This window comes from Streptomyces bungoensis (genome assembly GCF_001514215.1).
Classification (GTDB): Bacteria; Actinomycetota; Actinomycetes; order Streptomycetales; family Streptomycetaceae; genus Streptomyces; species Streptomyces bungoensis.
Genome location: NZ_KQ948874.1, coordinates 86,466 through 108,885, shown reverse-complemented (window position 1 = coordinate 108,885; position 22,420 = coordinate 86,466). Strand labels below are relative to the sequence as shown.

The window sequence follows — 22,420 nt, the reverse complement described above, 5'->3', positions numbered from 1 at the left end:
GGCCCGTTCCCGGGCGCTCCGTTCCAGGGACTCCATCAGGCGCGCCTCCTGACGGTGTGCCGGGACACGTGCCGGGTGTCCAGGCCGGACAGGCCGCGCACGGCGACGTAGGCCTTCTCGCGTCCGGGGAGCGATACCCGGCCGCGCAGCACGGCCTCCGGGTCGCGCTCGATGCGGTCCAGCAGCCGGCGGTAGATGCCGGCCATGGCGGCCACGCACGCGCCGCTGCGCCGGTCGAGCATGGGCAGCAGCCGGTAGCCCTCGGCGAACAGGGCGCGGGCCCGCCGCACTTCGAAGTGCACGAGGCCCGCGAAGTCGGAGCCCTCCGGCGGCGTCGGCCCGCGGAACCCGGCCGAGCAGCCGAACTTGGCGAGGTCGTCGGCGGGGAGGTAGGTGCGGCCGCCCTCGGCGTCCTCGCGGACGTCCCGGAGGATGTTGGTGAGCTGCAGCGCGAGACCGAGCGTGTCGGCGTACTCGGGTGCGCGCTCGGCGCCGCGCGCGCCCGGTTCGGTGCCGAACACGCCGAGGGAGAGACGGCCGATGGCGCCGGCCACGCAGCGGCAGTAGACCTTCAGGTCGTCCCAGGTCTCGTAGGTCTCCCCGCGCACGTCCATCTGGACGCCGTCGATGAGCTCGTCCAGGCCGCCGAGCGGGATCGGGAAGGCGCCGGCGGCGTGGGTGAGGGCGACGGCCACCGGGTCGGTGTCGTCCTCCGCGACCTCCCCGTCCCGGATCCGGGTGAGCAGCGCCCGGGTGTCCTCCAGACGGGCCAGCTTGACCTCGTCGGGCAGCGTGCCGTCGCCGATGTCGTCGACACGCCGGGAAAGCGCGTACAGCGCCGACATGGCGCGGCGCTTGGGCGCCGGCAGCAGCCGGATGCCGTAGGCGAAGTTGCGGGCCTGCTGCCCGGTGACGGCCTCGCAGTAGCTGTAGGCGGCGAGTACCGGTGCGGACACGTGCGGCGGAGAATCCACGGTCCGGATCACCTCTCTCCTCGCAGGGTCACGCCCACCTCACGCAGCAACTGGACCTTGCCGGGCTTGGGCGGGCCGGGAAGTACGTCGAACTCGGTGGCGGCGATCGCGTCGATCGCCGCCCTTCCCCCCGCCACGAACCCCGCGAGCAGCAGTTTCAGCCTGCCGTGGACGCTACCCACCAGGGGGGCGCCTTCATTCAGCAGATCGCGGGCGCGTTGCGCTTCGTATGCAACCAGGGCGCGCGTCGATGCGCCCGTGATTTTCGCGGCGAGGTCCGTTTCCTGGACGTGGAAGCGCTTCATGTCCTCGGCGGGAAGGTAGATCCGGTCGCGGCCGAGGTCCTCGGCGACGTCCTGGAGGTGTTCGACGATCTGCAGCGCGGTGCAGATCGCGTCGGACAGGCGGATCCGCTCGGGGGTCGCGGTGCCGGTGACGGCGAGGACGAGGCGGCCGACGGGGTTGGCGGACAGCTCGCAGTAGGCGAGGAGGTCGTCGTAGGTCTCGTACCGGGTGACGAGCTGGTCCTGGCGGTTGGCGGCGATCAGGCCGAGGAACGGCTCGGGGGTGAGGGCGCGGCGGCGGACGGTGGGCTGCAGGCGGCGCAGCAGGGGATGGCGGGGGGTGCCGTCGAAGACGCGGCGCAGGTCGGTCTCGAAGGCGTCGAGGAGGACCAGGCGGTCGCCGGCGTCGGTGGCCGACACGCCGAGGGCGTGGGCGTCGGCTCCGCCGGGGGCCAGGTCGCCGTCGCCGATGTCGTCGACGAGCCGGGCGAAGCCGTACACGGCCATGAGGTCGTCGCGCCACGCGCGGGGCAGGAAGAAGGGGGCCACGGGGAAGTTCTCGCTCGCGGCCTTGTCCAGCGTGGCGCGTTCGAGGTCCGGCGCCGTGCGGGGTGCCGTCACCGCGCGCTGCCCCGGGCGTGGACGGCACATGCTCCGTTGAGCTGGGGAGTTTCCGTAGCCATTGCCGTCACATCTCCCGTTCTACACTGCCGATCCGATACACACTATTTCGGACACGCCGCCTGACCCTCCGCGGGCCGCCTGCGGAGGGTGTCGCGCATTATCGCCCCACTTGCCGCTTTCGGGGACCGGTACAGCTTACGTTGTACAGCCAAGCCTGATACCGGGGGGTGTCCCGCGCATCACAACAACACACCGATTGGTGTCAAGATTCCTAAGGGCAGCACGAGTTGACGCTTCCTTTGCAAGCGTGGGGCCCCGCCGGGCGGGTTCCGGCGGGGCCCTGGGTCGAACCGGCTACTTGCCGGTGAACTTCTCGTACTCCTTGAGGACCTCTTCGGTGGGTCCGTCCATGCGCAGCTCACCGCGTTCCAGCCACAGGACGCGGTTGCAGGTGTCGCGGATGGACTTGTTGTTGTGGCTCACCAGGAAGACCGTGCCGGCCTCCTTGCGCAGTTCCCGGATGCGTTCCTCGGAGCGCTTCTGGAACTTGCGGTCGCCGGTGGCCAGCGCCTCGTCGATCATGAGGACGTCGTGGTCCTTGGCGGCGGCGATGGAGAACCGCAGCCGGGCCGCCATGCCGGAGGAGTAGGTGCGCATCGGCAGGGTGATGAAGTCGCCCTTCTCGTTGATGCCGGAGAAGTCGACGATGCCCTGGTAGCGCTCCTTGACCTCCTCCCGGGACATGCCCATGGCCAGGCCACCGAGGATGATGTTGCGCTCGCCGGTGAGGTCGTTCATCAGGGCCGCGTTGACGCCGAGCAGGGAGGGCTGGCCGTCGGTGTAGACCTTGCCCCTCTCGGCGGGCAGCAGGCCGGCGATGGCGCGCAGCAGGGTGGACTTGCCGGAACCGTTGGACCCGATGAGGCCGATGGCCTCGCCGCGGTAGGCGACGAACGACACGCCCCGCACGGCGTGCACCTTGCGCACGCCGCGTTCCTCGCCGCGCCTCAGTATCCGGCTGAGCGCGGAGGTGGCGCTGCCCTTGCCGGTCCGGGCGCCGTTGACCCGGTAGACGATGTGCAGGTCGTCGGCGATGACGGTCGGCCGCCGGTCGGCTTCGACCTGGGGGGTGTGCTCAGCCACGGCCGTACCGCTCCTCCGCCTTCCAGAAGTACACGAAGCCGCCGGCGAAGACGACCACGGCCCAGAACAGGGCGATGGCCCACACGTGCGGCGGCAGGTTCGAGGCGCCGTAGCCGTCGATCAGCGCGAAGCGCATCAGGTCCATGTAGACCGCGGCCGGGTTGACCTGCAGCAGCCGGACCGCCAGTTCGGACCGTCCCTCCATCATCTTGCTGATGGAGAACATGACGCCCGAGGCGTACATCCAGGTACGCAGGATGAAAGGCATCAGCTGGGCGAGGTCCGGGGTCTTGGCTCCCATGCGGGCCACGATCAGCGCGAGCCCGGTGTTGAACAGGAACTGCAGCACCAGCACCGGCACGATCAGCAGCCAGGACGGACCGGGGTAGCTGCCGAACCCGATCGCCACGACGAACATCACGATCATCGAGAACAGCAGCTGCTGGAGCTGCTGCAGCGAGAAGGAGATGGGCAGCGAGGCGCGCGGGAAGTGCAGGGCGCGCACCAGGCCGAGGTTGCCGGAGATCGCGCGGACGCCCGACATGACCGAGCTCTGCGTGAAGGTGAAGACGAACACGCCGGTCACCAGGAACGGGATGTAGACGTCCTGGGACATGCCCCGGCTGGCGTGCAGGATGACGCCGAAGATGAAGTAGTACACGCCCGCGTTCAGCAGCGGGGTCGCCACCTGCCACAGCTGGCCGAGCTTGGCCTGGCTGTACTGCGCGGTCAGCTTCGCCTGGGAGAAGGCCAGGATGAAGTGCCGCCGCCCCCACAGCTGACGGACGTACTCGGCGAGCGAGGGCCGGGCGCCGCTCACGGCCAGCCCGTACCTGGCGGCGAGCCGCTCCGCCGTCAGTCCCTCGTCGGGCGACGGGGCCGCGGTCACCGCGACCCTGCCGTCATGCGTTGTCTCACTCACGGGTGGAAGCTTTCGTCCTCGGGTGCGTCTTTACGTCTTCGTGTCCGCGCCATGCGCGTCCCCCTCACGGTCGAGCTTGTCAGATGACCGGGGGCCGGCCCAGCCGGGTGAGCCGCCACACCGTACGCCAGCGCATGGGGCGCCGGGGACCGCACGGGGTGGCCCAGCCCTCCCTGAAGCCGCCGAACCAGGCCTTCAAGGCCGGTCCGGAGGGGCGGCGCGCCAGGGTGAGCAGCAGCCACACCCCGAGGTAGACGGGGACCAGGAGCGCGGGCAGGTTGCGGCGGGCCAGCCAGACCCGGTTGCGGGCGACCATGCGGTGGTACACCGCGTGCCGCGAGGGCGCGGTCGTCGGGTGGTGGAGCACCATGTCGGCGCGGTAGTCGATCAGCCAGCCCGCGTCCAGGGCCCGCCACGCCAGGTCGGTCTCCTCGTGGGCGTAGAAGAACTCGTCCGGCAGGCCGCCGACCTCGGCGAAGACCCGGGTGCGGACGGCGTTGGCGCCGCCCAGGAAGGTGGTGACCCGCGAGGAGCGCAGCGGGTCGGAGGCGCGCAGCCGCGGTACGTGCCGGCGCTGGGTGACGCCGGTGTCGGGGTCGGCGATGCGGAAGCTGATGATGCCGAGCTCCGGGTCGGCCGCGAACGCCTCGCGGCACAGCTGCGCGGTGTCCTGCCGGGCGAGGAGTCCGTCGTCGTCGAGGAAGAGCAGGACGTCCACGTCCTGGCCGCCCGGTCCGAAGGCCTCGATGCCGACGTTGCGGCCGCCGGGGATGCCCAGGTTCTCCGGCAGCTCGACGGTCCGCACGCCCGCGGGGACGTCCGGGACGGGCGAGCCGTTGCCGACGACGACCACCTCGACGGGGTCGCCGTCCTGCCGGGCGACGGAGTCGAGCAGTGCCCGCAGTTCCTCGGGCCGGTTGCCCATGGTGATGACGACGGCGCCGACCTTGAGGGATGAAGCCACGGCACTCACCTCAGCCTGCTGGACGCGAGGATGGACACCAGGTGCAGGAGGGTCTGCACCAGGGCGATGCCGGCGAGGACGGCGGTGCCCAGCCGGGTGAAGAACAGGTCGCCGCGGATCTGGTCCGCGACCGCGAGGACCACGATCAGCAGGGACGCCTCGATGCCGAGGATCAGCCGGTGGAACTTCAGCGCGGAGGCGGCCCGGCGGGCGAGCGCCATACCGGAGGAGCGCGGCTCGGCGGCCGACTCCTGCACCGGGGGCTTCCCGGTCTGGTGCCGGGCGACGCCGACCAGGTCGGTCTCCGCCTTGATCAGGATGGCGCCGAGCGCGGCCAGGGTGCCGAGGAAGGCCCACAGCCAGTCGATGCGGCCGCCGCCCCACAGGTCGGCGGCGCGCAGCCCGAGACCCACCAGCACGGCCGCGTCGGTGAGGTAGGCGCCGACCCGGTCGAGGTAGACCCCGCCGAGGGAGTACTGCTTCTTCCACCGCGCTATCTCGCCGTCGACGCAGTCCAGCAGCAGGTACAGCTGGGTGGCGACGACGCCGAGCACGGCGCCCGCGATCCCCGGCACCAGCAGGGCCGGGGCCGCGAGCACGCCGCAGACGGTCATCAGGTACGTGAGCTGGTTGGGCGTGACCCTGGTGTTCACCAGGTAGCGGTCGACGCGCAGGGACACCTCGCGCATGTAGAGGCGTCCCGCCCAGTGCTCACCGCTGCGCCGGTCCTTCACCCCGGCGGGGTGGACGACCGGCCGGAGTTCAGCTACCGATGGCCTTGACATAGTCGGCGTAGGTGTCCTTGATCTGGTTCGGCTTGAGGTCGAGGTGTTCGAGGATGGTGTAGCGGCCGGGCCGGGTCTCCGGGGCGAACTCGACGGCGGAGACGAACTCGTCCACGCTGAAGCCGATCTCCTCCGGCAGCACCGGAAGCCCGTGCCGGCGCAGCACCTCGGCCATGTGCGCCGCTTCCTCGTGCGCGCCGCGCAGGTACATCGCGAAGGCCGCGCCCAGGCCGCACTGCTCGCCGTGGGCGGCCGCCCGCTTGGGGAACAGCAGGTCGAAGGCGTGGTTGATCTCGTGGCAGGAGCCGGAGGACGGGCGGGAGTCGCCCGACACCGACATCGCGATGCCGCTGAGGACCAGTGCCTCGGCGAGGACCTGGAGGAACTCGTTGTCGCCGATGCCGCCGGGGTGGCGCAGCACCGCCTCGCCGGCCTGCCGGGCCATGGCGGCGGCCAGGCCGTCGATCTTCTCGCCGTTGACGCGGTTGGACAGCTCCCAGTCCGCGATCGCGTTGACGTTGGAGATCGCGTCGCCGATGCCGGCCCGGACGTACCGGGCGGGGGCCTCGCGGATGACGTCCAGGTCGATGACCACCGCGATCGGGTTGGGCACGCCGTAGGAGCCGCGGCCCGCGTCGTTGTCGAGGGTCGCGACCGGCGAGCACAGGCCGTCGTGGGCGAGGTTGGTGGGGACGGCGACCAGCGGCAGGCCGACACGGGCCGCCGCGAACTTGGCGCAGTCGATGATCTTGCCGCCGCCGAGCCCGACCACCGCGTCGTAGCGGCCGGACTTCATCTCGCCGGCCAGCCGGATCGCGTCGTCGAGGGTGCCGCCGCCTACCTCGTACCAGGAGGCGCCGGGCAGGGAGGGGGCGATGCGCTCGCGCAGCTTCGAGCCGGAGCCGCCGCTGACCGCGACGGCGAGCCGGCCGGACTGGGCGATGCGTTCGTCGGCGAGTACGGCTCCCAGGTCGTCCAGGGCACCCGGGCGGATGTCCACGACGACCGGCGAGGGGATGAGCCGGGTCAGTAGAGGCACGCGATCTCCCGTCCGCGGGCGAGGTCGTCGTGGTTGTCGATCTCGACCCACTGGACGTCGCCGATGGGCGCCACGTCGATGCGGAAGCCGCGGTTGACCAGCTCCTGGTAGCCGTGCTCGTAGAACTGCTGCGGGTCGGTCTCCCAGACCGTCTTCAGCGCGTCGGCCAGCTCGGGGGCGGCGTCGCCCTCGATGAGGGTGACACCGATGTACTCGCCGGTGGCCTCGGCCGGGTCCATCAGCTTCGTGATCTTCTGGACGCCCTTGGCGGGGTCCACGACGACCTTCATCTCCTCGTCGGCGAGGGACTTCACGGTGTCCAGCGCGAGGATGATCCTCCTGCCCTCGCCGCGTGCGGCGAGCAGGGTCTTCTCGACGGAGACCGGGTGCACGGTGTCGCCGTTGGCGAGTATCACGCCGTCCTTGAGGGCGTCACGGCCGCACCACAGGGAGTAGGCGTTGTTCCACTCCTCGGCCTTGTCGTTGTCGATCAGGGTGAGCTTGAGGCCGTACTTCTGCTCCAGCGCCTCCTTGCGCGCGTAGACGGCCTCCTTGCGGTAACCGACGATGACCGCCACCTCGGTGAGGCCGATCTCGGCGAAGTTGCCGAGGGTGAGGTCCAGAACCGTGGGCTCGCCCTCGACGCCGGCGGGGCCCACCGGCACCAGAGCCTTGGGCAGGGTGTCGGTGTAGGGGCGCAGACGCCTTCCGGCGCCGGCCGCCAGCACGAGGCCGATCATGCGGGTTCTCCTTCGTCGTGTACTGCGGGCGCCCCGGCGGACACCCAGAAGCGGATGCTCTCGGCGAGCACCACGAGGGCGACGGCCACGGCGAGCACCGTGAGCGCGACCTTGAACTGTGAGGCGGTGAGCACCGCGGCGAGGACGGTGACCAGTAGCGTCCGCCCCTCGTGCCCCCCGATGGAGCGCACCAGCCAGGCGGGGGGCGCTCCGGCGTTGCCGCGGATGCGGTACACCGTGTCGTAGTGATGGTAGGCGACCGCCGCCACCAGGCCGAAAGCCGCGGGAAGGGCTCCGTTCACCCCGGCCCGGGCGGCGAGGACGAGGACGGTGCCGTACTCGGCGGCCCGGAACAGCGGAGGCAGGAGCCAGTCGAGGGGGCCCTTGAGGGGGCGGTACAGCGCCTGTCCCGACGCGATCGCGTAGACCACGGCACCGGCGACGGGCGCCCAGGTCACCCCGGAGAAGAGGGACACCGCGAGGACGGCCGTGCCGGCCAGGGCCACCAGCGGCGCGGCGCCGAGACGGCCCGGGGTGACGCGCGCGACGAACGTGGCGAGCGGCCCGTTGTCCGCGAGGTCGGCCAGCGCCTGCGCCGCCCGGTCGGTGCGCCGGGCCTTGCGCGTCACCGACCGCAGCACCCGGCCCGCCGTCGTGTACGTCGCGGCGAAGGCGCATCCGGCAAGCAGCGCGTAGAAGGTGACGCGCGGGGTCGTGGCCGCCGTCAGGACGGCGATCATGGCCCAGCGCTCGCCGATCGGCAGGACGATCATCCGCCGCACCCACACCGTCCAGCCGACGCCGTCGAGCCGGTCGGAGAGGGCGGCGGTGGGGCTGGTGTTGGCGGTCGCGTCGTGGTTGGCCTCGTTGAAGGAGAAGTCGACCACGTGCCGGCAGGTCTGCAGGACCATCGCGCCCAGCGCCAGCGCCCAGACGTCGTCGCCGCCGCGGGCCGCGCCGAGGGCGAGGCCCGCGTAGTAGGCGTACTCCTTGGCCCGGTCGAAGGTGGCGTCGAGCCAGGCGCCGAGCGTGGAGTACTTCAGGGCGTAGCGGGCGAGCTGGCCGTCGGTGCAGTCCAGCACGAAGGAGGCGATCAGCAGCACGCCGGCCGCGACGAAGCCGGCCCGGGTGCCGGTGGCCGCGCAGCCGGCGGCGACGAGCGCGGTGAGCAGCGAGGCGGTGGTGACCTGGTTGGGGGTCAGGCCGCGGCGGGCGCACCAGCGCGCGAGGTAGCGCGAGTAGGGGCTGATGAAGAACGTGGTGAAGAAGCCGTCGCGGGACTTCACGGCCGACTTCAGGCGGACGGCCTCGTCGTCGACGGCGGCGACCGCCTGCCGGGCCTCGTTGCGGGCCTGCGGGTCGGCCGGGACGACGGCGACCAGACTGCCCAGCTCGGGGCGGTGCACCTCGGCGCCGTCGGCGGCGAGGGCGGTGACCGCGCGGTCGGCCAGGCTGCCGACGGCGACCGCCGTGCCCCCGCCCGCGGAGGTCTCCCGGGCCAGGGCCCGGGTCAGCGCCGGCCGGGCGGCGGGCTGGGCGGTGACGGCGCCGGGGACGGCGGAGAGCGGGAAGCGCGGGTCGGTGAGGCCTAGGCGCAGGGCGTGCGGGTGGCCGACGAAGCGGGCGTCGACCAGGGCCACCCGCCGGTCGGCGGGCACGGCCGCGAGCAGGGTCTCCGCCTCGGCGGCGTCGCCGGCCACGCACACGTCGAAGCCGAGGGACCGCAGATCGTGTTCGAGCGACGATCCGGGGACCGGCTGACCGGTGACGATGGCGGTCGACAACCGAACTCACTCCCTGGGCGCCGGCGCGCGGCGCGCCGGTCTCTTGCGTGGTGGGACGCCCTGCCTGCGGCACCCGGGCGGCATGTCGGCAGAGGGTATCGGATGGGTCGGAGCCCGTGTTCACCGGCCGTTCACGGTCCGGTCCACGGCGGCTGCCCGGGCCTTTGCCGCGATCATCCTCGCTGATCCGGGGCCCGCCCCACAAATGGCGGCCCCAGACCCGGGCAGGCCCGGCAGACCGGACACACGGCCGGCGCGGCATAGGGTGGGCGACCATGACGTGGCTGATCACCGGCGGAGCCGGATACATCGGGGCGCATGTGGCTCGGGCCATGGCCGGCGCCGGAGAGAGCGTCGTGGCGCTGGACGACCTGTCGGCCGCCGTGCCCGCACGGCTCCCGGCGGACGTGCCGCTCGTGGAGGGCTCGACCCTGGACGGGGACCTGCTCAAGCGCGTCCTCGCGGAGTACGGCGTGACGGGCGTGGTCCACCTCGCGGCGCGCAAGCAGGTCGCCGAGTCCGTGGCGCGGCCCACCCGCTACTACCGGGAGAACGTGGAGGGCCTCGCCACCCTGCTGGACGCGATCGCCGAGGCGGGGGTCACACGGCTGCTGTTCTCCTCGTCGGCGGCCGTGTACGGCAACCCGGACGTGGACCTGATCACCGAGGACACCCCGTGCGCGCCGGTGAACCCCTACGGCGAGACGAAGCTGGCCGGGGAGTGGCTGGTGCGGGCGGCCGGGCGGGCGCACGGGATCTCCACGGTGTGCCTGCGCTACTTCAACGTGGCGGGGGCCGCGGCACCGGAACTGGCGGACACCGGGGTGTTCAACATCGTGCCGATGGTCTTCGACCGGCTCACCCGCGACGAGGCGCCGCGGATCTTCGGCGACGACCATCCGACGCCGGACGGCACCTGCGTCCGCGACTACATCCACGTGGCCGACCTCGCCGAGGCGCACCTGGCCGCCGCGCGGCGGCTGGACGGAGGCGCCCCGGCGGGTGATCTGACGCTGAACGTCGGCCGCGGGGAGGGCGTCTCCGTGCGCGAGATGGTCACGGTGATCGGCGAGGTCACCGGCGACCGGCGGCCGGCGGTGGTGGAGGGGCGCCGCCCGGGCGACGCGCCGCGCGCGGTCGCCTCGGCCGCGCGGGCCGCCGAGGCGCTGGGCTGGCGGGCCCGGCGCGGGGTCCCGGAGATGATCGAGTCGGCCTGGGCGGGCTGGCGGCTGCACCACGGCCTGTGAGGCGGCACCTCCCTGACCTGCGCATCGTTTCCGCAGGTCAGGGCACATGACAACGGTGTTCAGTGCCGCGTTGCCCGATACCCCGCCCCCGTAGTTCACTGTGAGCCCGGGCGGAAGATGCGAAAGGGCGGTCTCCTCATGGGGGCAGGGCACGACCACGGGCACACGCACTCCCACGCGCCGCCCACGGGGACGGCCACCGCCGCGTACAGGGGCCGGCTGCGGATCACGCTCGGCATCACCCTGATGATCATGGTGGTCGAGATCGCCGGCGGGCTCGTCGCGGACTCGCTCGCCCTGATCGCGGACGCGGCCCACATGGCGACCGACGCGGTGGGCCTCGGCATGGCCCTGCTCGCCATCCACTTCGCGGGCCGCCCGGCGAGCACCAAGCGCACCTTCGGGTACGCCCGCGCCGAGATCCTCGCGGCCCTGGCCAACTGCGTGCTGCTGCTCGGCGTCGGCGGGTACGTCCTGTACGAGGCGGTCCAGCGGTTCGTCACGCCCGCGGACACCCACGGCGGGCTGATGATCGTGTTCGGTGTGGTCGGCCTGGTCGGCAACAGCGTCTCGCTGCTCCTGCTGATGCGCGGGCAGCAGGAGAGCCTGAACGTGCGCGGCGCCTTCCTGGAGGTGGCCGCGGACGCGCTGGGCTCGGTGGCGGTGCTGGTCTCGGCGACCGTGATCCTGCTCACCGGCTGGCAGGCGGCCGACCCCGTCGCCTCGCTGGCCATCGGGCTGATGATCGTACCGAGAACGGTGAAGCTGCTGCGCGAGACGCTGGACGTGCTGCTGGAGGCGGCGCCGAAGAACGTCGACATGGCGGAGGTCCGGACGCACATCCTGGCGCTGGACGGCGTGGAGGACGTCCACGACCTGCACGCGTGGACGATCACCTCCGGCATGCCCGTGCTCTCCGCGCACGTGGTGGTCAGCTCCGAGGTGCTGAACGCCATCGGCAACGAGAAGATGCTGCACGAGCTGCAGGGCTGCCTCGGCGACCACTTCGACGTGGAGCACTGCACGTTCCAGCTGGAACCGGGCGGACACGCGGAGCACGAGGCGCGGCTCTGCCACTGACGCGACCGACCGTACGGACCGGCGTCCCGGACACCTGTTCGGCGCACCCCCGGACGGTTCCGGGGCCCGGCGGCCGGGCACGATGATCTACCGAGTCCCCCTGCGGCACCGCCCCGCGCGGGACATGCGGAGGTGCGGGAAGTGCCGTTAGTGCCGGATTCGTACGGCAGACTTGGGGTGCGAAGACCGAGGCGAAGGATGGGTATGCCGATCACACCTGCCACCGAGACGCACAGCTCGTCGAACGGCACCGCAGAGGCGATTTTGCTGGAACTGGTCGACGAGAAGGGCGTGACGATCGGCACCGCGGAGAAGCTCGCCGCCCATCAGCCGCCGGGGCAGCTGCACCGCGCGTTCTCGGTGTTCCTCTTCGACGAGCAGGGCCGGCTGCTGCTCCAGCAGCGGGCGCTCGGCAAATACCACTCCCCCGGCGTGTGGTCCAACACCTGCTGCGGCCACCCCTACCCCGGCGAGGCGCCCTTCGCGGCGGCGGCCCGGCGCACGGGCGAGGAGCTCGGGGTCTCGCCGTCGCTGCTGGCGGAGGCGGGCACGGTCCGCTACAACCACCCGGACCCGGACTCGGGCCTGGTCGAGCAGGAGTTCAACCACCTGTTCGTCGGCCTGGTGCAGGCGCCGCTCGCGCCGGACCCGGAGGAGGTCGGGCAGACCGCCTTCGTGACGGCGGCCGAGCTGGCCGAGCGGCACGCCCGCGACCCCTTCTCGTCGTGGTTCATGACCGTCCTGGACGCGGCCCGCCCGGCGATCAGGGAGCTGACGGGCCCGTCCGCGGGCTGGTGAGCGGGGCTACGTCAGGGCCGCCGGCTTGAGCGGCAGGGCGGCCCAGATCACCTTGCCGCCGCTCGCCGTGTGCTCCACGTCGACCACTCCGCCGGCCTCCCGGGCCACCTCCCGGACCAGGAGCAGACCCCGGCCCCCGGTCCGGGCGTGGTCGGCCTCCAGGGCTGTCGGGCGGTAGGGGTGGTTGTCCTCCACGGACACCCGGACCCACTCCGCGCCGACGGCCACCTCCACGGCGAGCATCGGGGACAGCAGCGCCGCGTGCCGCACCGCGTTCGTGACCAGCTCGGAGACGATCAGCAGCAGCCCGTGCACCAGGTCGTCGGAGACCGGCACGCCCTGGCGCAGCAGCAGGTCGCGCACGGCGTGCCGCGCCTGCGGGACCGAGGCGTCCACGGCGGCCGCGGTGAACCGCCAGACGCCCTCGTACGGCAGGGGACCGGGCGGCCGCCCGGCGCTGCCCGCTGGGCGCGGGTCGTCCCCGCGCCCGTGGTCGTCCATCGTCGGGTCGCCGCCCTCACGCTCGATTGTCACCACACGTCGAGTGTTGGTAACGATCCGCTCGGTTCCGGATGGCTGAACACAAGTCAGCGCTTATCGAACGGTTCTGACCGTTGGCGTATGACATGGTCGGTTGTGGGACTGTTCCTGTCGCCCGGACGCCGGTTCGCGAACTCTTCGGGTTGTACGGGTTCGGCCGCTCCCCCGGATCGCCCGGTGCCGCGGGCCGATAGCATCCCGCGCATGGAGCCCCAGCTGTCGCACCAGGTCACCGACTCCGTCGCCACGGTCGTCGTGCGCAACCCCGCCAAGCGCAACGCCATGACGGCCGCGATGTGGCGGTCCCTGCCGCCGCTGCTGGCGCGGCTGGCGGCCGATCCGGCGGTGCGGGCGCTGGTGCTGACCGGCGAGGGCGCGACGTTCTGCGCGGGCGCGGACATCGCCACGCTCCAGGGGTCGACCGCCGAGGCGCAGGGGCTGGCGGTGGCCGCCGAGGAGGCGCTCGCCGCGTTCCCCAAACCGACCCTGGCCGCGGTGCGCGGGCACTGCGTGGGCGGCGGGGCGCAGCTCGCCGCGGCCTGCGACCTGCGGCTGGCCGAGGAGGGCGCGCTGTTCGGGGTGACGCCGGCCCGGCTCGGGATCGTGTACCCGGCCTCCTCCACCCGGCGGCTGGTCTCCCTGGTGGGGCCGGCCACCGCCAAGTACCTGCTGTTCACCGCCGAGTTGATCGACGCCGGGCGGGCGCTGCGGACCGGGCTGGTGGACGAGGTGCTGCCCGAGGGGGAACTCGACAAGCGGGTCGCCGAGTTGACCCGGATCCTGGTGTCGCGCTCCCAGCTGACCCAGGCGGCGGCGAAGGAGTTCGCCGACGGCCGGACCGACCGGGACGCCCACTGGGCCGATCAGGCCCTCGGCAGCGGTGACACCGCCGAGGGGGTCGCCGCGTTCCTGGAGCGCAGGCAGCCGCGCTTCACCTGGACCACCGCGGGACGAACCCCGCGGGGCCGCCGGGCGTGACCGCCGCCGGCCCGGGTATCCGGACGGCTCCCGGGCAGCGGGTCCGGGTGGAAGGGAGATCTTCTCGTGTTCCGTGCCATCGCAGACGTGTTGCGGCAGATCGGCGGGGCCATCGCGACGGTGGTCACGCTGCCGTTCCGGGCCCTCGCCCGCCTGTTCGGCGGTGCCTCGTCCTCCGCTCGCCGCAGCGGCGCCTGACTTCCCGACCCGGCGCCCCGCCGCGCGCCGCCCTGATCCCCGGTTGCCGGTGCGACCTGCCACAATTGCCGCGCAACCTCAGTGAGAAGGCGGTACGGGATCGTGACGACACCCGGGTCCCTCGTAGCAGGGTCCATCGAAGGCAGGATCGCCGAGGAGCTCGGCGTACGGGAGCGGCAGGTGAAGGCCGCGGTGGAGCTGCTGGACGGCGGCTCGACGGTGCCCTTCATCGCCCGCTACCGCAAGGAAGCGACCGAGACGCTCGACGACGCGCAGCTGCGCACGATCGAGGAGCGGCTGCGCTACCTGCGGGAGCTGGAGGAGCGGCGGACCGCGATCCTGGAGTCGGTGCGCGAGCAGGGCAAGCTCACCGAGGAACTGGAGGGACGCATCCGGGCGGCCGACACCAAGGCGCGCCTGGAGGACATCTACCTGCCGTACAAGCCCAAGCGGCGCACCAAGGCGCAGATCGCGCGCGAGGCGGGCCTGGAGCCGCTGGCGGAGGGCCTGCTGGCCGACCCGTCGGTCGAGCCGGCGGCGGCCGCCGCCGCGTTCGTGGACCCGGACCGGGGCGTCGCCGATCCGCAGGCCGCGCTGGACGGCGCGCGGGCGATCCTGACCGAGCGGTTCGCCGAGGACGCCGACCTGATCGGCGAGCTGCGCGAGCGCATGTGGGTGCGCGGGCGGCTGGCGGCGAAGGTGCGCGAGGGCAAGGAGGAGGCGGGCGCCAAGTTCGCCGACTACTTCGACTTCACCGAACCGTTCACCGAGCTGCCCTCGCACCGCGTCCTCGCGATGCTGCGCGGCGAGAAGGAGGAGGTCCTCGACCTCGTCCTGGAGCCGGAGGAGCCCACGGACGGACCGACGTCGTACGAGGGGATCGTCGCGCACCGGTTCGGCATCGCCGACCGGGGCCGGCCCGGCGACAAGTGGCTGAAGGACACCGTCCGCTGGGCCTGGCGCACCCGGATCCTCGTCCACCTCGGCATCGACCTGCGCCTGCGGCTGCGCACGGCCGCCGAGGACGAGGCGGTGAACGTGTTCGCCGCGAACCTGCGGGACCTGCTGCTGGCCGCCCCGGCCGGCACGCGCGCGACGCTGGGCCTGGACCCGGGCTTCCGCACGGGCGTGAAGGTGGCCGTGGTCGACGCGACCGGCAAGGTGGTGGCCACCGACGTGATCTATCCGCACGTCCCGGCCAACAAGTGGGACGAGGCCCTCGCCAAGCTGGCCCGGCTGGCGAAGGAGCACGCCGTCGAGCTGGTCGCCATCGGCAACGGCACGGCGTCCCGGGAGACCGACAAGCTCGCCGGTGAACTGATCACGAAGCACCCGGAGCTGAAGCTCACCAAGGTGATGGTGTCCGAGGCGGGCGCGTCCGTGTACTCCGCGTCGCCGTACGCCTCGCAGGAGCTGCCCGACATGGACGTGTCGCTGCGCGGCGCCGTGTCGATCGCCCGGCGGCTGCAGGACCCGCTGGCCGAGCTGGTCAAGATCGACCCGAAGTCGATCGGGGTCGGCCAGTACCAGCACGACCTGTCCGAGGTGAAGCTGTCCCGCTCGCTGGACGCGGTGGTCGAGGACTGCGTGAACGGCGTCGGCGTGGACGTCAACACGGCGTCCGTTCCGCTGCTGGCGCGGGTCTCGGGCATCTCCTCCGGGCTCGCCGAGAACATCGTCGCGCACCGGGACGCCAACGGGCCGTTCACCTCCCGCTCCGAGCTGAAGAAGGTGGCGCGGCTCGGCCCGAAGGCGTTCGAGCAGTGCGCGGGCTTCCTGCGGATCCGCGGCGGCGACCCGCTGGACGCCTCCAGCGTCCACCCGGAGGCGTACCCGGTGGTGCGCCGCATGGTGAAGACCACGGGCCAGGAGGTCGCCTCCCTCGTCGGCAACACGTCCGTCCTGCGCTCCCTGCGTCCCGCCGACTTCGTCGACGACACCTTCGGTCTGCCGACCGTCACGGACATCCTCAGGGAGCTGGAGAAGCCGGGCCGCGACCCGCGACCCGCGTTCAAGACGGCCACCTTCAAGGAGGGCGTGGAGAAGATCGCCGACCTGTCCGCCGGGATGGTCCTGGAGGGCGTGGTCACGAACGTGGCGGCCTTCGGCGCCTTCGTGGACGTCGGCGTCCACCAGGACGGTCTGGTGCACGTCTCGGCGATGTCGAAGACGTTCGTCAAGGACCCGCGGGACGTGGTGAAGCCGGGCGACATCGTCAAGGTGAAGGTCCTCGACGTGGACATCCCGCGCAAGCGGATCGCGCTGACGCTCCGGCTGGACGACGAGGCCGCCCCGCAGGGCCAGGGCGGCGGCCGGCAGCAGCGCGGCGGCGCCCGGCCGCCCCAGCAGCGGCAGGGCGGCCAGGGCCGCCGCCAGGGCGGGGGCGCCGACCGGGGCGGCGACCGGGGCGGCCGCCAGGCTCCGCCCCCGGCGAACGGCGCGATGGCCGACGCGCTGCGCCGCGCGGGCCTGCTGGACCCGAAGAAGGGGCGCCGCTGACCCGTCCCCGCGGCCCCCGCGGGCCGTGGGTCAGCGTTCCGTGAGTTTGCCCGCCGCCAGTTCCAGGCGGCGGGTGACACGGACCGCGTCCAGCATGCGGCGGTCGTGGGTGACCAGCAGCAGCGTGCCGTCGTAGGCGTCGAGGGCCGACTCCAGCTGCTCGATGGCCGGCAGGTCCAGGTGGTTGGTCGGCTCGTCGAGGACGAGGAGGTTCACGCCCCGGCCCTGCAGCAGCGCGAGGGCGGCACGGGTGCGCTCGCCCGGGGAGAGCGTCCCCGCCGGGCGCAGGACGTGGCCCGTCTTCAGGCCGAACTTGGCGAGCAGGGTGCGGACCTCGACCGGTTCGGTGTCGGGGACGGCCGCGCGGAAGGCGTCGAGGAGCGTCTGCGGGCCGTGGAACAGCCCGCGGGCCTGGTCGACCTCGCCGACCAGGACGCCCGAGCCGAGCGCGGCGTGCCCGGAGTCCAGCGGCACCCGGCCCAGCAGCGCGCCGAGCAGGGTGGACTTGCCGGCGCCGTTGGCTCCGGTGACCGCGACCCGGTCCGCCCAGTCGATCTGCAGCGTGACGGGTCCCAGGGTGAAGCCGCCGCGCCGCACCTCGGCGTCCCGCAGGGTGGCCACCACGGCGCCCGAACGCGGGGCGGCCGCGATCTCCATGCGCAGTTCCCACTCCTTGCGCGGCTCCTCGACCACGTCCAGGCGCTCGATCATGCGCTGGGTCTGCCGGGCCTTCGCGGCCTGCTTCTCGCTGGCCTCGCTGCGGAACTTGCGGCCGATCTTGTCGTTGTCCTTGCCGGCCTTGCGGCGGGCGTTCTTCACGCCCTTGTCCATCCAGGAGCGCTGCGTCTGCGCGCGGTCCTCCAGGGCGGCGCGCTTGTCGGCGTACTCCTCGAAGTCCTCGCGCGCGTGCCGGCGGGCCACCTCCCGCTCCTCCAGGTAGGCCGCGTAACCGCCGCCGAAGAGGTTGATCTGCCGCTGGGCGAGGTCGAGTTCGAGGACCTTGGTGACCGTGCGGGTGAGGAACTCTCGGTCGTGGCTGACGACGACGGTGCCGGCGCGCAGGCCGGTGACGAAGCGCTCCAGGCGCTCCAGGCCGTCCAGGTCGAGGTCGTTGGTGGGCTCGTCGAGCAGGAACACGTCGTAGCGGGACAGCAGCAGGGACGCGAGGCCCGCCCGCGCGGCCTGGCCGCCGGACAGGGAGGTCATCGGCTGGTCCAGGCCGACCGCCAGGCCCAGGGAGTCGGCGACCTCCTCGGCCCGCTCGTCGAGGTCCGCGCCGCCGAGGCCGAGCCAGCGCTCCAGGCCGGTGGCGTAGGCGTCGTCGGCGCCGGGCGCGCCGTCGACCAGGGCCTGGGTGGCCTCGTCCATCGCCCGCTGGGCGGCGGCGACGCCGGTGCGGCGGGCCAGGAACTCCCGCACCGTCTCGCCCGGCCGCCGCTCCGGCTCCTGCGGGAGGTGCCCGACGGTCGCGGCCGGCGGGGAGAGCCTGAGCTCGCCCTGCTCCGGTGCGAGGAGCCCGGCGAGCATCCTGAGCAGGGTGGACTTGCCCGCGCCGTTGGCGCCGACCAGCCCGATCACGTCACCGGGTGCGACGACGAGGTCGAGCCCGGAGAAGAGGGAGCGGTCGCCGTGTCCGGCGGCGAGGTTCTTGGCGACGAGGGTGGCAGTCATCAGAGGGCGATCCTAGGGCCTGCCGGAATTCCCCCGGGTCACCGGCTCCACCAGCACGCTCCCCGAGGTCCGGGCCACGACGAACGACCGTCCCCGGACCGCCCCGGCGTCCAGCGGGACGCGGTGCCGGCCGGGTTCCAGGATGCCGTCGAAGACCTCGTGGGCGCGGGTGCGGTGCAGGCGGCCGAGGCGGTACGCGGTGACGCGGACCCGGCAGGGCGAGGCGACCTCGAGGTCCGCGGCGGTGCCGGCGGCGGCCAGGGCGGTGAGCCGGCGCCGCGGGAGCGGGCTGCGGTCCAGGGCGTGCTCGATCTGCGCGACGAGCAGCGGGACGATCGGGGCCAGGCCGTCCACGCAGGCGACCTCGACGCCCGCGCGCTCGAACGCCCGCCGTACGGCGGTCCGTTCGGCCTCGCCGACCGCGTGGCCGAAGAGGACGGCGCCGTAGCCGCTCAGTTCCTCGGCGGGGACGGCGGCGGCGTCCTGGGTGATGTCGGCGCCCACGCCGATGCCGCGCAGCGCGGCGGCCAGCCGGGCCAGGACGGCGACGCGGGCGCCGACCAGCAGCACCCGGCGGGGCGCGGGCGGGCCGCCGGCGTCCCCGGCGAGGGCCGCCAGGGCGGCACGGTAGCCGGGGCCGTGGAAGCGGAACGGGCCCATGCCGTGGTAGCCGTCCCGCTCCAGGTCGGCGTGTTCGCCGGTCTGCCAGGCGAAGTCCCGCCAGACGTAGTCGTCGCCGTCGCGCTCGATGACGGCGGTGACCGCGCCGCAGGCCAGGTCCGCGCACTCGGGGCAGCCGTAGAGGACGAACCGGCCGTCGGGAAGCGGTGGTTCGGCCTCCAGGAGCAGGGCGCGCACCTGGGCGGTGAAGATGGCGGGCGGCACGTCCGAGGCCAGCGGGGAGACGGCGTCCAGGTCGGCGAGCCGGAACAGCAGCGGGCGCCCGTCCACGACGAAGTCCACGAAGTCGCGGTGGACCTGGTAGCCGCCGTCGGCGAGGACGGCGCCGGCGCGCGTCGCCGGAGCCAGGGCGAAGGTCGCGTATGCGGCAGACATGCGGTGAGTATTCCCGTCCGGGGACGGGGGTGAGCACGGCCCGGCGGATCGGTTAGCGTCCCGGTGTGGAGCGCGCAGCGGGTGACGACGTGATCGTGGTCGGCGGCGGGATCGCCGGCCTGACGACGGCGGTGGTGCTGGCCGAGGCCGGGCGGCGGGTGCGGGTGTGGACGCGGGAGCCCGCCGAGCGCACGACCTCGGCGGTCGCCGGCGGCCTGTGGTGGCCGTACCGGATCGAGCCCGAGCCGCTGGCCGGCGCGTGGGCCCTGGAGTCCCTGCGGGTGTACGAGGAGCTGGCGGACCACCCCGGCCGGACGGGCGTACGACTGGTCGAGGGCGTACACGCGGGGACGCGGCTGGACGACCTGGGCGAGTGGGCGGGCCGGGTGCCGGGGCTGCGGGCGATGGCCGGGGGTCTGGCGGCGCGGCTGCCGGTGATCGACATGCCGGTGCACCTGGCGTGGCTCGGGGAGCGGCTGGCGGAGGCGGGCGGCACGCTGGAGCGGCGGGAGGTGACGGACCTGGCCGCCGTGCCGGCCGGCGTCGTCGTCAACTGCACCGGGCTGGGCGCCCGTTCGCTGGTGCCGGACCCGGCCGTGCGTCCGGTGCGCGGTCAGCTGGTCGTGGTGGAGAACCCGGGGGTCACGACGTGGTACACGTCCGTGGACCACTCCTCGGCCGCCTCCACCTACTTCATCCCGCAGCCGGGCGTCCTGCTGCTGGGCGGCACGGCCGAGGAGGACGACTGGTCCCTGGAGCCGGATCCCGCCACGGCCCGGGCGATCGTGGCGCGGTGCGCGGCCGTGCGGCCGGAGATCGCCGGGGCGCGGGTGCTGGCGCACCGGGTGGGGCTGCGGCCGGCCCGGGACGCCGTGCGGCTGGAGCGCACGGCGCTGCCCGACGGGCGGGTGCTGGTGCACCACTACGGGCACGGCGGGGCCGGGATCACCGTGGCCTGGGGATGTGCGCGGGAGGCGGCCGGGCTGGCGCACCCGGCCGCCTGAGGGTCAGCCCGCGGGCAGGAGCCCGGGGACGTCCGGCGTGCGCAGGCCTTTCAGGACCCGTGGCCCGGGGACGGCGGGCGTGCTGCCGTCGGTGGCCCGGGCGAAGGCGGGCGCGCCGCCGGCCAGCGGGAGCCGGGCCGTCGTGCGGGACAGGTCCAGGGTGAGGGACGGCCGGGTGGCCGGCGCCTCGATGAGGTTCCTGTCCGTGCCCGCGACGATCAGCGCCAGGCGGTGGCCCCGGGGGACGACGTGGTCGGTTGCCGCCAGGTCGAGGGTCATCGTGTAGGCCGTGCCGGGGACGAGCGGGACGCCGTGGGCGAGGGAGGCGTGGTGGCCGAGGTCGGCCCAGCCGCGGCTGAACACCGTGTGGTCCACCTTGGCGGTCTTCGCCTTCGTCTTCCTGAAGCAGGCGCTGTCCCCGGGCGTGCTCGCGCCCCAGCAGTCGCGGGCGGTGAGCGTGGTGATGCCCTCGTCGCCGTCTGCGTAGTCCCGGATCGTGTCCGGGCCGAGGTCTACCAGCACGGCGGACAGGTGGGCCGAGGAGGTGGTCGGGGTGACGGTCACGGTCACCTGGGAGGAGCCGGACAGGCGCAGGTCACGGGTGAGCGGCGCGGTGACGAAGCCGGCCTTCTCCGGGGTGGGGGTGGTGGCGTGGGGGGCCCAGTCGCTCTCGCTGAGGCCCGGGTCGTCGGTGAAGGTCTCGGTGCCGGTGGCCGGGCGCAGCCCGAGGGTGCCCACTCCGGGGCGGGTGCCGGGGGCCGGGTGCAGGGTGGTGGCGCGGGTGCCGTGCGGCGGCCAGGCACGGGAGGTGACCCACTGGTCCGGGTGGCGCTCGATGTCGGCCATGGGCTCGCGGTCGATGCCGTTGTCGTAGCCGAGGAGTTCGTGGTCGAACCAGCGGTGCAGGGTGTCGACCCAGGCGCCGCGCCGGTAGTCGAAGGGGTCGACGTGCCCGGTCTGGGAGAGCCAGATCTTGCGCCGGACGCCGTGCCGGGCCAGGGCGTCCCACCACTGGCCGAAGTGCTTCGTGCGCACGTTGAGGTCCTGCATGCCGTGCACGAGGAACACGCTGGCCCGCACCCTGGCCGCGTCCTTGACGTAGTCGCGCTCGGTCCACAGCGGCGTCCAGTCCCCGTCGGCGGGGCTGCCGTCGGCGAGCCTCTTGTGCACCGCCGCGCAGTGGGCCCGGGCGCCGCCGTTCTCGACGTAGCCGGCCAGGTCGCCGGGGCCGCCGTCGTAGAGCTGGGCGCCCTGGGCGAAGTAGTAGTCGTACCAGGAGGAGATGCCGCTGATCGGGACGATGGTCCTCAGGCCCTTGACGCCGGTGGCGGCCACGCCGTTGGCGATGGTGGCGTCCCAGCTCTTGCCGATCATTCCGGTTCTGCCGTTGCTCCAGGTGGCCTTGACGGTCCTGGTGCCCGTGCTGGTCGTGTAGGCCCGGGCGCGGCCGTTGAGCCAGTCGACGACCGCCTTGGCGGACCGGATCTCGGAGCGGCCGCCGACGTCGACGCAGCCCGTGGAGCGGTTGGTGCCGGTCAGGTCGACCCCGACGACGGCGTAGCCGCGGGGCACGAAGTAGTTGTCGTAGAACAGCGGCATCTGGACCACGTGGCCGTGCGCGTCGTAGGTCTTGAGCTGGCTCTCGTTGCCGCGGCCGCAGCAGGAGTAGTACGGGCTGGCGTCCATGACGACCGGCACCTTCCGCCCCTGCCGGGCGGGTTCGGCGGGCCGGACGATGTCGGCGGCGACGCGGTCGGTCCTGCCGTCGCCGTCCTCGTCGAGACCGGTGTCCACCCAGACGGCCTCGCGGACGGCGTGCGCGTAGGAGTAGACGGGCCGGCTCTCGCGGGGCGCGGCCTGGGCGGCGGCGGGGGTGAGGAGGGCGGCCGTCAGGGCTGCGACGGCCGCGAGGGCGAGCACTCTCCAGATCGTGGAGCGCGCGCGGCGGGGGGTGTGTGTCGGCATGCGCGGACGTTACCCCGGTCAACTCCCGCGCAGAAGGAGGATTTCCGGCACCTCGTGCGGCTCGTGCGGCTCCGCGGCTCGTGACGGCCGAATGGCGATCGTGTGACAGCGGGGGCCGTGGACAG

General features: G+C 73.2%; 20 protein-coding genes. 7 read left to right on the top strand and 13 right to left on the bottom strand.

Annotation, left to right across the window (positions count from 1 at the left end; all coding sequences use genetic code 11):
• Positions 1-35: 35 nt before the first annotated feature.
• The 9 genes from hpnD to AQJ66_RS32935 form a co-directional block, all read right to left on the bottom strand.
• On the bottom strand, positions 36-986 hold the full coding sequence (gene hpnD / locus AQJ66_RS32975; RefSeq protein WP_061929289.1) for a presqualene diphosphate synthase HpnD: 951 nt from the start codon (positions 984-986) through the stop codon (positions 36-38).
• The gene (gene hpnC / locus AQJ66_RS32970) at positions 983-1,909 is read right to left on the bottom strand and encodes a squalene synthase HpnC (protein ID WP_107119111.1); all 927 of its coding nucleotides are present in this window, start codon (positions 1,907-1,909) and stop codon (positions 983-985) included. The genes hpnD and hpnC overlap by 4 nt, the downstream gene beginning before the upstream one ends.
• Before the next feature lie 327 nt (positions 1,910-2,236).
• A complete protein-coding gene (locus AQJ66_RS32965; RefSeq protein ID WP_061929285.1) occupies positions 2,237-3,025 on the bottom strand; it encodes an ABC transporter ATP-binding protein in 789 nt (262 codons plus the stop codon).
• Complete coding sequence (locus AQJ66_RS32960; RefSeq protein ID WP_061929282.1) at positions 3,018-3,947, bottom strand: ABC transporter permease; 930 nt, start codon at positions 3,945-3,947, stop codon at positions 3,018-3,020. The genes AQJ66_RS32965 and AQJ66_RS32960 overlap by 8 nt, the downstream gene beginning before the upstream one ends.
• A 79-nt stretch (positions 3,948-4,026) precedes the next feature.
• The gene (locus AQJ66_RS32955) at positions 4,027-4,872 is read right to left on the bottom strand and encodes a glycosyltransferase family 2 protein (protein WP_061929326.1); all 846 of its coding nucleotides are present in this window, start codon (positions 4,870-4,872) and stop codon (positions 4,027-4,029) included.
• Positions 4,873-4,916: 44 nt separating this feature from the next.
• Positions 4,917-5,696 (bottom strand): CDP-alcohol phosphatidyltransferase family protein, encoded by a 780-nt coding sequence (locus AQJ66_RS32950; protein ID WP_079060562.1) that lies wholly within the window; start codon positions 5,694-5,696, stop codon positions 4,917-4,919.
• On the bottom strand, positions 5,674-6,735 hold the full coding sequence (locus AQJ66_RS32945) for an iron-containing alcohol dehydrogenase family protein (RefSeq protein WP_061929278.1): 1,062 nt from the start codon (positions 6,733-6,735) through the stop codon (positions 5,674-5,676). The genes AQJ66_RS32950 and AQJ66_RS32945 overlap by 23 nt, the downstream gene beginning before the upstream one ends.
• Entirely contained in the window at positions 6,723-7,475 is a 753-nt protein-coding gene (locus AQJ66_RS32940; RefSeq protein ID WP_061929276.1) for a phosphocholine cytidylyltransferase family protein, read from the bottom strand. The genes AQJ66_RS32945 and AQJ66_RS32940 overlap by 13 nt, the downstream gene beginning before the upstream one ends.
• Positions 7,472-9,259, bottom strand: coding sequence for a DUF5941 domain-containing protein (locus AQJ66_RS32935; RefSeq protein WP_061929274.1), 1,788 nt, complete (start codon positions 9,257-9,259; stop codon positions 7,472-7,474). The genes AQJ66_RS32940 and AQJ66_RS32935 overlap by 4 nt, the downstream gene beginning before the upstream one ends.
• A gap of 275 nt (positions 9,260-9,534) precedes the next feature.
• On the opposite strand from AQJ66_RS32935, the gene galE reads away from it, so the two are divergent.
• From galE to idi, 3 genes are all read left to right on the top strand, one after another.
• Positions 9,535-10,506, top strand: coding sequence for a UDP-glucose 4-epimerase GalE (gene galE / locus AQJ66_RS32930; RefSeq protein ID WP_061929272.1), 972 nt, complete (start codon positions 9,535-9,537; stop codon positions 10,504-10,506).
• A gap of 138 nt (positions 10,507-10,644) precedes the next feature.
• On the top strand, positions 10,645-11,586 hold the full coding sequence (locus tag AQJ66_RS32925; RefSeq protein WP_061929270.1) for a cation diffusion facilitator family transporter: 942 nt from the start codon (positions 10,645-10,647) through the stop codon (positions 11,584-11,586).
• Between the two features lie 204 nt (positions 11,587-11,790).
• The gene (idi, locus tag AQJ66_RS32920) at positions 11,791-12,384 is read left to right on the top strand and encodes an isopentenyl-diphosphate Delta-isomerase (protein WP_061929268.1); all 594 of its coding nucleotides are present in this window, start codon (positions 11,791-11,793) and stop codon (positions 12,382-12,384) included.
• A 6-nt stretch (positions 12,385-12,390) separates the two neighbouring features.
• Here the strand turns inward: idi and AQJ66_RS32915 are convergent, their stop codons facing one another.
• Positions 12,391-12,885 (bottom strand): ATP-binding protein, encoded by a 495-nt coding sequence (locus AQJ66_RS32915; protein WP_061929323.1) that lies wholly within the window; start codon positions 12,883-12,885, stop codon positions 12,391-12,393.
• Positions 12,886-13,128: 243 nt separating this feature from the next.
• On the opposite strand from AQJ66_RS32915, the gene AQJ66_RS32910 reads away from it, so the two are divergent.
• The 3 genes from AQJ66_RS32910 to AQJ66_RS32905 all read left to right on the top strand — a co-directional run bounded on the left by AQJ66_RS32910 (position 13,129) and on the right by AQJ66_RS32905 (position 16,599).
• Entirely contained in the window at positions 13,129-13,902 is a 774-nt protein-coding gene (locus AQJ66_RS32910; protein WP_061929266.1) for an enoyl-CoA hydratase/isomerase family protein, read from the top strand.
• Positions 13,903-13,968: 66 nt separating this feature from the next.
• Positions 13,969-14,100 (top strand): LPFR motif small protein, encoded by a 132-nt coding sequence (locus AQJ66_RS40740; protein WP_279617349.1) that lies wholly within the window; start codon positions 13,969-13,971, stop codon positions 14,098-14,100.
• Between the two features lie 102 nt (positions 14,101-14,202).
• Positions 14,203-16,599: a Tex family protein gene (locus AQJ66_RS32905; protein ID WP_061929264.1), complete on the top strand. Its 2,397-nt coding sequence runs from the start codon at positions 14,203-14,205 to the stop codon at positions 16,597-16,599.
• Positions 16,600-16,629: 30 nt separating this feature from the next.
• Here the strand turns inward: AQJ66_RS32905 and AQJ66_RS32900 are convergent, their stop codons facing one another.
• Positions 16,630-18,270, bottom strand: coding sequence for an ABC-F family ATP-binding cassette domain-containing protein (locus AQJ66_RS32900; protein WP_061929262.1), 1,641 nt, complete (start codon positions 18,268-18,270; stop codon positions 16,630-16,632).
• A gap of 12 nt (positions 18,271-18,282) precedes the next feature.
• The gene (locus tag AQJ66_RS32895; protein ID WP_061929261.1) at positions 18,283-19,326 is read right to left on the bottom strand and encodes a hypothetical protein; all 1,044 of its coding nucleotides are present in this window, start codon (positions 19,324-19,326) and stop codon (positions 18,283-18,285) included.
• A gap of 89 nt (positions 19,327-19,415) precedes the next feature.
• Between AQJ66_RS32895 and AQJ66_RS32890 the strand changes: the two genes are divergently transcribed.
• Positions 19,416-20,330, top strand: coding sequence for an FAD-dependent oxidoreductase (locus AQJ66_RS32890; RefSeq protein WP_061929320.1), 915 nt, complete (start codon positions 19,416-19,418; stop codon positions 20,328-20,330).
• A 3-nt stretch (positions 20,331-20,333) separates the two neighbouring features.
• On the opposite strand, the gene AQJ66_RS32885 is transcribed toward AQJ66_RS32890, so the two are convergent.
• Complete coding sequence (locus tag AQJ66_RS32885) at positions 20,334-22,295, bottom strand: Xaa-Pro dipeptidyl-peptidase (protein WP_061929259.1); 1,962 nt, start codon at positions 22,293-22,295, stop codon at positions 20,334-20,336.
• Positions 22,296-22,420 lie beyond the last annotated feature (125 nt).

Bases quoted from the DNA above. Each gene is read 5' to 3' on its own strand.
- hpnC (WP_107119111.1), bottom strand. From the start codon at position 1,909: ATGTGCCGTCCACGCCCGGGGCAGCGCGCGGTGACGGCACCCCGCACG.
- AQJ66_RS32955 (WP_061929326.1), bottom strand. From the start codon at position 4,872: ATGGGCAACCGGCCCGAGGAACTGCGGGCACTGCTCGACTCCGTCGCC.
- AQJ66_RS32950 (WP_079060562.1), bottom strand. From the start codon at position 5,696: ATGTCAAGGCCATCGGTAGCTGAACTCCGGCCGGTCGTCCACCCCGCC.
- AQJ66_RS32940 (WP_061929276.1), bottom strand. From the start codon at position 7,475: ATGATCGGCCTCGTGCTGGCGGCCGGCGCCGGAAGGCGTCTGCGCCCC.
- galE (WP_061929272.1), top strand. From the start codon at position 9,535: ATGACGTGGCTGATCACCGGCGGAGCCGGATACATCGGGGCGCATGTG.
- AQJ66_RS32925 (WP_061929270.1), top strand. From the start codon at position 10,645: ATGGGGGCAGGGCACGACCACGGGCACACGCACTCCCACGCGCCGCCC.
- idi (WP_061929268.1), top strand. From the start codon at position 11,791: ATGCCGATCACACCTGCCACCGAGACGCACAGCTCGTCGAACGGCACC.
- AQJ66_RS32915 (WP_061929323.1), bottom strand. From the start codon at position 12,885: ATGGACGACCACGGGCGCGGGGACGACCCGCGCCCAGCGGGCAGCGCC.
- AQJ66_RS32910 (WP_061929266.1), top strand. From the start codon at position 13,129: ATGGAGCCCCAGCTGTCGCACCAGGTCACCGACTCCGTCGCCACGGTC.
- AQJ66_RS32900 (WP_061929262.1), bottom strand. From the start codon at position 18,270: ATGACTGCCACCCTCGTCGCCAAGAACCTCGCCGCCGGACACGGCGAC.
- AQJ66_RS32895 (WP_061929261.1), bottom strand. From the start codon at position 19,326: ATGTCTGCCGCATACGCGACCTTCGCCCTGGCTCCGGCGACGCGCGCC.
- AQJ66_RS32885 (WP_061929259.1), bottom strand. From the start codon at position 22,295: ATGCCGACACACACCCCCCGCCGCGCGCGCTCCACGATCTGGAGAGTG.